General features: G+C 71.0%; 6 protein-coding genes and 2 pseudogenes. 7 read left to right on the top strand and 1 reads right to left on the bottom strand.

Annotated elements, in window-relative coordinates:
• A pseudogene (locus B3S45_RS07055) lies at window positions 1-1037 on the top strand (phospho-sugar mutase); the annotation flags it as partial.
• A 937-nt stretch (window positions 1038-1974) separates the two neighbouring features.
• On the opposite strand, the gene B3S45_RS07060 reads toward B3S45_RS07055, so the two are convergent.
• Window positions 1975-3897, bottom strand: a complete 1923-nt coding sequence (locus B3S45_RS07060) for a BglG family transcription antiterminator (RefSeq protein WP_286718429.1) — start codon at window positions 3895-3897, stop codon at window positions 1975-1977.
• Window positions 3898-4047: 150 nt separating this feature from the next.
• Between B3S45_RS07060 and B3S45_RS07065 the strand changes: the two genes are divergently transcribed.
• From B3S45_RS07065 to B3S45_RS07090, 6 genes and pseudogenes are all read left to right on the top strand, one after another.
• A complete protein-coding gene (locus B3S45_RS07065) occupies window positions 4048-4404 on the top strand; it encodes a PTS sugar transporter subunit IIB (protein WP_071044702.1) in 357 nt (118 codons plus the stop codon).
• Complete coding sequence (locus B3S45_RS07070) at window positions 4401-4673, top strand: HPr family phosphocarrier protein (RefSeq protein WP_071044701.1); 273 nt, start codon at window positions 4401-4403, stop codon at window positions 4671-4673. The genes B3S45_RS07065 and B3S45_RS07070 overlap by 4 nt, the downstream gene beginning before the upstream one ends.
• A 15-nt stretch (window positions 4674-4688) precedes the next feature.
• Complete coding sequence (ptsP, locus tag B3S45_RS07075) at window positions 4689-6380, top strand: phosphoenolpyruvate--protein phosphotransferase (RefSeq protein ID WP_194383552.1); 1692 nt, start codon at window positions 4689-4691, stop codon at window positions 6378-6380.
• Window positions 6377-7936: a PTS mannitol transporter subunit IICB gene (locus B3S45_RS07080; protein ID WP_286718436.1), complete on the top strand. Its 1560-nt coding sequence runs from the start codon at window positions 6377-6379 to the stop codon at window positions 7934-7936. Before ptsP ends, B3S45_RS07080 begins: the two co-directional genes overlap by 4 nt.
• A gap of 129 nt (window positions 7937-8065) precedes the next feature.
• On the top strand, window positions 8066-8506 hold the full coding sequence (locus B3S45_RS07085; protein ID WP_071044698.1) for a PTS sugar transporter subunit IIA: 441 nt from the start codon (window positions 8066-8068) through the stop codon (window positions 8504-8506).
• Window positions 8503-9125 (top strand): annotated as a pseudogene (locus B3S45_RS07090) (mannitol-1-phosphate 5-dehydrogenase); the annotation flags it as partial. The gene B3S45_RS07085 and the pseudogene B3S45_RS07090, both read left to right, overlap by 4 nt.

The raw sequence follows: 9125 nt of genomic DNA on the forward strand, positions 1-9125 counted from the left end.
AAGCGACGGCCGCTGTCGCTCCCGCACCGGCGGGCGCGGACGGGATGACCTGGGTGTATACCGCCATGCACGGCGTGGGATGGGAGACGCTGTCGGCGATCCTCGACCGCGCCGGATACCCGGCGCCGGTGGTCGTGAGCGAGCAGATCGAGCCGGACGGATCCTTCCCCACCGTCTCCTTCCCCAACCCGGAGGAGCCGGGGGCGATGGACCTGTCGTTCGCCGCGGCCGACGAGGCGCGCGCCGAGTTCGTGATCGCGAACGACCCCGACGCCGATCGACTGGCCGTCGCACTGCCCGACCCCGACGGCGGGTGGCGGCGGCTGACGGGGAATGAGATCGGGCTGCTGCTCGGTTGGCGCGCCGCCCGCCTGGTAACGTCGCGCGGCGAGGGCGAGGGTGGGGCAGCGGCCGCGCGGCCGTCTCTGGCGTGCTCGCTCGTCTCCTCGCCTGGTCTGAAGGCGATCGCCGACGCGCACGGGCTGGACTTCCACGCCACGCTGACGGGCTTCAAGTGGATCTCCCGGGCACCCGGAATCGTCTACGGATTCGAGGAGGCGCTCGGCTACCTCGTCAATCCGGAGACGGTGCGCGACAAGGACGGCATCTCCGCCGCCATCGCAGTGCTCGGGCTGGCCGCCGATGCGCGCCGCGAAGGCCGCACGCTCGGCGACCTGCTGGCGGAGTTCGACGAGACCTTCGGGGTGTTCGCGAGCGATCAGGTCTCCGTGCGCACCGACGACGTCGCGGCGGTCGGCGCGATGATGTCGGCGCTGCGGAAGCAGCATCCGCACACCGTGGGAGACGTGCCGATCGAGCAGGTGGACGATCTGCTCGAGGGCGTCGACGGCCTGCCGCCGGGCGACGTGCTGCGGCTGTGGCTCGACGACGGATCCCGCGTGATCGTGCGGCCGAGCGGCACCGAGCCGAAGCTGAAGGTCTACCTCGATGTGCGCGCCGAGTCATCCGCCGACGCGCAGTCGCGCCTTCGCGCGCTGGCCGACGGCGCCCGCGCGCTGCTCGACAGCCTCGCCTGAGCCGCCCCGTCGCCTGGGGCGACCTGGGGCGGTGGGGCGACCTGGGGCGGTGGGGCGACCTGGGGCGGTGGGGCGACCTGGGGCAGTGGTGCCGCGATACGGCCTGAGGCGCCCTGCGTCGCGGCGCGCTTGAGACGTTCGCCCGCATCCACGTGCCTTAATTCAGGCTCAGCGGCTCCGCCGTCGGCGTGTCGAGCCCGTGACGGCCGCGGCAGCCTGAGCTGCGTCACAGGCCGCCCCGGCGCAGAACGCGGGACAACCGGGCAAGCCCGGCGGTGGGTCGTGAGGGGCAGGTAGGGCTGAAGGCCTCGCAACTTCAGACGCACTACCGATCGGCCGGTCGGGCCCTGACTCAGGCTCAGCGCCCAGGCCATCGGCGTGTCGCCCTCGGTGAAGCCCGCGCAGCCTGAGTTGCGGCACGGGACAAGTCGGGCGAGCGGGGTCTCGGGCGGAGAGGCCCGGAAGCGGGGAGCGCCCGGCGTCGCGCGGCGTTCACCGTCGACCACGTGCCGCGACTCAGGCTCAGAGGCGCTCCCGACGGCGTGTCGACCGGATCGACGACCACGCAGCCTGAGTTAGGGCACAGCTGGCAGGGGATGCGCGGCGGCACAGAACGAGCCGGGCGCGGGACCTTGGCCGAACAAGCCCGGCAGCGGGAGCGCCCGGCGTCGCGCGGCGTTTGCCGTCGGCCGTGCCGCGACTCAGGCTCAGGAACTCCTCCGACGGCGTGTCGGCCTGGATGACGGCCGCGCAGCCTGAGTTAGGGCACAGCTGGCAGGGGTGCGAAGCGGCTCGGCCGATGCCAGGGCGGCCGGCGCGGCGCGGCCGATGCCGGATGCACGGCCGAGACCGGGCGGCGGATGCGTGAGCAGGGCGGCCGCGGCCCGTGAGGAAGGGCGGCGGCCGGAGCGGGGCCCGAGCGGCGGAGATGGGTGGATCAGCCGTCGATCACGGCGACGAGCTCGTCGAGGAACGGCGTGAAGTCGGTGCCGCGCCGCACGATGCGGTGCACGCTCTCACGCTCGCTGAAGACCTCGACGAACTGCTCGAAGACGGTCTGGAAGGCCTCTCGATCGTTCTCCGAGAAGGCCACGAGGGCCACGACCTGCACGCGCCCGTCGCCCCACGGGATCGACGGGTCCGCGATGCCGATCGCGATGGCGGTGCGCGACGCGGTCATGCCCATCGCGTGCGGCACGGCGAGGGCGTCGGTGAAGGCGGTCGACGAGAGCTGTTCGCGCTCGATCGCCCGGTCGACGTACTCCGGGTCGATGACGCCGAGATCGACGAGCCGCCCGCCCAGGGCCCGGATGACGCCCTCCTCCCCTGCGCCGGCGTCGAGCCCGCGCACGAAGGCCGACGGATCGAAGTAGCGCTCGATGTCGGCGCGCAGTCGGGCCAGGCGCCGCCCCCGGCGCACGCGACCGGCTGCCGCCTGCACCCGTTCCACGTCGCTCTCGGTGAGGAACGGCTGCACGCGGACGACCCGGTCGTTCGGCGTCGGCGGATCGATCGTGGTCAGCACGAGATCGGTGTCGATCGAGCGCCAGTCCGGATCGGCGCGCGTCTCGACCCCGACGACCTCGATCGCACGTCCGAGCGATCGGTCGACGCTCGATCGGAGCAGCTCGTGCAGCTCGTAGTACCCGGGGCACACGATCGTCGCGGTCAGCAGCTGGTCGGCGCGGCGACTCCGTTCGAGTCGTCCTCCGACGTGCATCGCGATGTAGGCGATCTCGTCGTCGAGCAGCGGGATTCCGAGAGAGGTGTTCAGGCCGCTCGCGATGAAGACGGCGACGTCGAAGATCATCGGGTACGTCGACTTGAGCGATCGGGTGAGCGGATTGCGCGACCACGCCTGCTCCTTCGCCCGCGCCCGCAGGTTCTGCACGTGCAGTGCCAGGCGAAGGATGAAGTCGTCGTGCGCGATGTCGACGAGGAACTGCGCGGCGGCCCGCTCGACGATCTCGCGGACCGCCCGCTCCACCTCCGGGTCCAGGCGACCGCGCACCGACGGCGCCGAGGCACCCGGCGCCACGACGCGGGTGAGAACGAGGGTCGCAAGGTGGAACCGGTCTCCCGCACCGAGGGTCACGCCGAGATGCTGTTCGGCCAGGCGTCCGATCAGCGCCTCGACCGCCTCGTGCGACTCCTGCGCATCGTGGGCGATCGCATCCAGCCCGCGGTCCTGCGCGACGCGGTCGGCCGCGATGGCGATGTGCATCACGACGTCGGCGATCCCGAATTCGTTGACGTAGTAGCCGAGAGTGCCGAGCTCTCCGACGAGATCGTCCTTGAACGGACCGAACGCCCGCGCTCCGACGGACTCGTCGCCGAGCGTGCGCCGCAGCGCCTCGAGGTCGAACGCGCCGGCGTCCATCTCGTCGTGTGCGAGGCGACTGAGCAGTCGCCGCTGGGCCATCTCGGTGCCGCGCAGTCGTGCGGTCGAGGCGGAACGCTCCAGCGTCAACTCGGTACCGCCCAGCAGGGATCGCACTCGCGCGAGGTCCGCCTCGAGCGTCGCCGGGCTCACGTGCAGGTCGTCCGCGGTCTGGAAGACGTCGACGCCGTCGGGGTCGTCGAGCAGCAGCCGCACCAGGCGATGAAGGCGATCTCGGGGGGTGCCGGAATCGGAGCCCGCCCCCGCTCGCTGCGCGGCCACCGCATCCGGTCCGGCGCGGTACCCCTGCGGCCCCGACTCGATCGCGGTTCCGCCACGCACCCGCGCATTGACCGCGGTGACGTAGCTGCGGACACTGCGCGGAGTGACCCCGAGAGCGTCGGCGAGGGTCGCCGCGGTGGCCCACTGGCCGTCCCGCACCAGGATGCCGAGCAGGCGATCCTGTCGTGCCTTGGTCAACGTCGCTCCTCGCCTCGTCACCGGCAAGTCTTCCATGCCCGCCTTCCTCCCGGGCGGAAGGCGGCGCCTTTCCTGCCGGGCGGAAGAAGGACTGGTTGTCACGCGCTCAGGGAATCCTCAGAATCGAAGAATCAGCGAGGAGTGTGGTCGATGAGGATCGTGGTGGTGTGCGGCGCGGGCGCGTCGAGCACGTTCATCGTTCAGCGTCTGCGCCAGGCGGCGCGGGAGCAGGGCGTGGATGTCACCGCCACGGCGGCGACCGCACAGTCCCTCCCGATCGATCTGGAGACGGCCGATCTCGTGATGGTGGGACCCCACCTGCACGACGACCTCGACCGCATCCGGGCGGAAGCCGCCCACGTGGGGAGCATCGTCGCGCTCATGCCGCCCGATGTCTACGCCGACAAGGACGCCAGCCGCACCCTCGCGCTCGTGCGCGAGGCGGTCGCCGGGACTCCTCACGACACCGTGTTCGCGCACACGCGCATCAGAGAGGATCACTCATGACCGCCATCAGCCGCACCGTCCGCGTCGCTTCCGCGCACGGGCTGCACGCCCGCCCCGTCAAGCTGTTCGCGCAGGCGGCGAAGCAGACCGGTCTGCCGATCACGATCGCGAAGGACTCCGGCGCTCCCGTGAACGCCGCGAGCATCCTCGGCGTCATCGCCCTGGGCGTCGAGCAGGGCGACTACGTGACCCTCACCGCCGAGGGCGACAACGCCGAAGCGGCGCTCGACTCGCTCTCGGAACTGCTCACGACCGATCACGACGCGTAAGCGAGGCGATTCCGGATGACACAGTTGCGAGGAGTCGGCATCGGACTCGGCGTCGCCCAGGGGCCCGTGGCCCGCATGGCGCCGCCGCTGCCCGCCCCCGACGATGCGCCCAGCACCCTCAGCGTCGAAGAGGAGACCACCCGGGCCCGGGACGCCGTCGGCGCGGTCGCCCGAGAGCTCGAGGCCCGCGGAATGGAGGCCGGCGGTGCCGCTCAAGAGGTGCTCGAAGCCCAGGCCATGATGGCCGAGGACCCGACCCTCGAAGAAGAGATCGACAACCGGCTCTCCCGGGGCAAGACAGCCGAGTGGGCGGTGCACGACGCGTTCGCTTCGTTCCGGCAGCAGCTCACCGCCCTCGGCGGCTACCTCGGCGAGCGCGCGGCCGACCTCGACGACGTCGCCCAGCGCGTCATCGCGCAGCTGCGCGGCGAGCCGGCGCCGGGTGTTCCGGATCCGGGGCACCCCTTCGTGCTGGTCGCGAAGGACCTCGCCCCCGCCGACACGGCTCTGCTCGACCTCGACAAGGTGCTCGCCCTCGTGACCACCGAAGGCGGACCGACCTCGCACACGGCGATCCTCGCCCGCGAGAAGTCGATCGTCGCGATCGTGGGCGCATCCGGAGCGAAGAACCTCGTCGACGGCGAGCCGGTGATCGTGGATGCCGCCTCCGGCGTCGTGACCACCGAGCCGACCACGGATGAGCTCGACCGCGCCGCGACCCGCGCCCGCGCGCGGGCGGAGGCCGCGAACGCGCCGCTGACCCCCGGCGCTCTCGCCGACGGCACCGCTGTGCCGCTGCTGGCGAACCTCGGCAGCCCCGCTGCGGCGGCCGAAGCCGTGGAGCTCGGCGCCGAGGGCGTGGGCCTGTTCCGCACCGAGTTCCTCTTCCTCAGCGCCAGCCAGGCGCCGACCGTCGAGCAGCAGCGCGCGTCGTACACGGAGCTGCTGAAGGCGTTCCCCGGCAAGAAGGTCGTCGTGCGCATGCTCGACGCCGGCGCCGACAAGCCGCTGCCGTTCCTCAACGACGCGCACGAGGACAACCCCGCCCTCGGCCTGCGGGGTCTGCGCGCGCTGCGCCAGAGCGAGGACATCCTGCGCGAACAGCTCACGGCTCTCTCCGAAGCCCACGAGTCGACCCGGCGCACCCCCGAGGGCCCCGCCGACCTGTGGGTCATGGCCCCGATGGTGGCGACCGTCGAGGAGACGGAGTACTTCGTCACCCTCGCCCGTGAGTACGACATCAAGACCGCCGGGGTGATGGTGGAGGTGCCCTCGTCGGCGCTGCTGGCCGACCGCGTGCTGCGCCACGCGGACTTCGCCTCGATCGGCACCAACGACCTGACGCAGTACACGATGGCCGCCGACCGCCTGCTCGGATCGGTCGCCTCGTATCAGGACCCCTGGCACCCCGCCGTCCTGCGCCTCGTGCGCGAAGTCGGCATGGCGGGGAAGGCCAACCGCAAGCCCGTCGGCATCTGCGGCGAGGCGGCGGCGGACCCGCTCCTGGCCGCCGTCCTCGTGGGCCTCGGCGCGACGAGCCTGTCGATGGCGCCCACAGCCCTTGCCGACGTTCGAGCGACCCTGCTCGAGCACACCCTGGACGATGCGGTGCGCATCGCCGAAGCCGCCCTGGCCGCCGATGACGCGGCCTCGGCACGAACCGCCGCGCAGACCGCGGCGGACCGAGAGAAGGAGACACAGCCATGACAATGGCGTCATCGCCCGCGAGCACGGGCAGCAAGGCGCGCGTCGGAGTACAGCGCTTCGGCACGTTCCTGTCCGGCATGATCATGCCGAACATCCCTGCGCTGATCGCGTGGGGCATCTTCACGGCGTTCTTCATCGAGGTCGGCTGGACCCCGAACGCCGACCTCGCGACCATCGTCGGTCCGTTCATCCACTACGCCCTCCCGCTGCTGATCGCCTACACGGGCGGCTCGATGGTCTACAACGTGCGCGGCGGCGTCGTCGGCGTCATCGCGACGATGGGCGCGATCGCCGGCTCCGACCTGCTCGTGGCCAACTTCAACGCCACGCTGCCCGAGGGCGAGAGCCAGCTCGGCCAGGTGCACATGTTCATCGGCGCCATGATCCTCGGCCCGCTCGCGGCATACACGATGAAGTGGCTCGACAGCCTGTGGGACGGCAAGATCCGCGCCGGCTTCGAGATGCTCGTGAACATGTTCTCCGCCGGCATCTGGGGCTTCGTGATGGCCGTCGTCGGGTTCTACCCGATCGCCTGGCTGGTCAACGGGCTCATGCAGGCACTGGGGAACGCGGTGAGCTGGCTGGTCGACATGAACCTGCTGCCGCTGACGAGCATCATCATCGAACCGGCGAAGGTGTTCTTCCTGAACAACGCCATCAACCACGGCGTGCTCACCCCGCTGGGCGTCACGGAGGCATCCGAGACCGGGTCGTCGATCCTGTTCCTCCTCGAGGCCAACCCCGGTCCCGGTGTCGGTCTGCTGCTGGCGTTCACGTTCTTCGGACTCGGCGCGGCGCGGGCATCGGCCCCCGGTGCGGCGATCATCCAGTTCTTCGGCGGCATCCACGAGGTGTACTTCCCGTACGCGCTGATGAAGCCGGTGCTGATCGTCGCGCTGATCGCCGGTGGCATGACCGGTGTCACGACGAACATGCTCCTCGGCGGCGCCCTGCGCGCCCCGGCGGCCCCCGGCAGCATCATCGCGGTGCTGCTGCAGACCGCAACCGGCGCGTACTTCGCGGTGATCCTGTCCGTCGTGCTGTCGGCGGCGGTGACCTTCCTGATCGCCGCGGTGATCCTGCGGGCCTCGCGCAAGCGCGACCTGGCCGCGATGGCCTCTACCGACGACGCGTTCGGCGCCGCGATCACCCAGACCGAGGCGGCCAAGGGCAAGAGCTCGGATGCGCTGCGCAACCTGCGCGGCGGAGCGGCCACCCAGGCCGACGGCGACGGCGGTGCCGCCACCGTGACCGAGCGCCAGATCAACAACATCGTGTTCGCGTGCGACGCGGGCATGGGCTCGTCGGCGATGGGTGCGAGCGTGCTGCGCAACAAGATCAAGAAGGCCGGCGTCGAGGGGGTCACGGTGACCAACAAGGCCATCGCCGCCCTCGACCCCAGCGCCGACCTGGTCATCACGCAGAACCAGCTCACCGACCGTGCGCGTCACCAGACGCCCGACGCGGTTCACGTCTCCGTGGACAACTTCATGAACTCGCCGCGTTACGACGAGGTCGTCGAGCTGGTCCGCGACCAGCACGAGAAGAACTCCTGAGAGACCGCTGCGGGGCCGGGCCGGCGCGACGCCCCCGGCCCCGCAGCCTTTCCCGGCCCTGGTCGCGGGCCGACACAGATGGAACAGTGGATGCGGCAAGCATCCGACACGAACGAAAGGCGGGCCACCATGGCACGTGACGTCCTGAGCCTGGGCCAGGTGCGCATCCACTCCGGAAGCGCGACGCGCGACGAGGCGATGAAGGAGGCGGCCGACATCCTGCAGGCGGCCGGCGCCGTCACCGCGGACTACTACGACGCGATGCAGCAGCGCGAGCAGACGGTGTCGACCTTCATGGGCAACGAGCTCGCGATCCCCCACGGCACGAATGAGACGAAGGACACGATCCTCGAATCCGCGCTGTCGGTGGTGCGCTATGACGGCGGCGTCGACTGGGACGGCGAGCAGGTCACGTTCGTCATCGGCATCGCCGGCAAGGGCGACGAGCACCTGGAGATCCTGTCGCAGATCGCCATCCTCTTCTCCGAGGAAGACGACGTCGCGCGCCTGAAGACCCTGCAGACCCCGGAGGAGATCTACGCCGTGGTGAGCGAGGCGACCGGGTCATGAAGGCCGTCCACTTCGGCGCCGGCAACATCGGCCGCGGATTCGTCGGGCTGCTGCTGCACGAGGCCGGCTATGAGGTCGTGTTCTCCGACGTCGCCGCTCCGCTCGTCGACGCGATCAACGCCGCCTCGGAGTACACCGTGCACGAGGTCGGCGACGGCGGGCGCGACCTGACCGTCACCGGCTTCCGTGCGGTGAACAGCCAGTCCGACCCCGAGAAGGTGGTCGCCGAGATCGCCGACGCCGACGTGGTCACCACCGCCGTGGGACCGACGATCCTCCGTTTCGTCGCCCCGCACATCGTCGCAGCGCTCACCGCGCGCGATGCCGGCCTGCCGCCGTTGCAGGTGATGGCGTGCGAGAACGCCATTAACGCCACTCACCTGCTGCGCGACGAGGTCGTCGCCGCGGCCGGCGACGCGTGGCCCCAGATCGCGGGCCGTGCCGTCTTCGCCAACACCGCCGTCGATCGGATCGTGCCCGGCCAGCCCGAGGGCGCCGGCATCGATGTGACCGTCGAGCCGTTCTTCGAGTGGGCGATCGAGCGCGGGCCGTTCGGCGACGCGGCCCCGGAGATTCCCGGCGCCCACTTCGTCGACGACCTCGCGCCCTACATCGAGCG

This window comes from Microbacterium sp. UBA1612 (assembly GCF_002321605.1).
GTDB classification, from domain to species: domain Bacteria; phylum Actinomycetota; class Actinomycetes; order Actinomycetales; family Microbacteriaceae; genus Microbacterium; species Microbacterium luteum.

Coding starts and splice junctions, on each gene's coding strand:
- B3S45_RS07085 (WP_071044698.1), top strand. CDS start 8,066: ATGGCACGTGACGTCCTGAGCCTGGGCCAGGTGCGCATCCACTCCGGA.
- B3S45_RS07070 (WP_071044701.1), top strand. CDS start 4,401: ATGACCGCCATCAGCCGCACCGTCCGCGTCGCTTCCGCGCACGGGCTG.
- B3S45_RS07065 (WP_071044702.1), top strand. CDS start 4,048: ATGAGGATCGTGGTGGTGTGCGGCGCGGGCGCGTCGAGCACGTTCATC.
- B3S45_RS07080 (WP_286718436.1), top strand. CDS start 6,377: ATGACAATGGCGTCATCGCCCGCGAGCACGGGCAGCAAGGCGCGCGTC.
- ptsP (WP_194383552.1), top strand. CDS start 4,689: ATGACACAGTTGCGAGGAGTCGGCATCGGACTCGGCGTCGCCCAGGGG.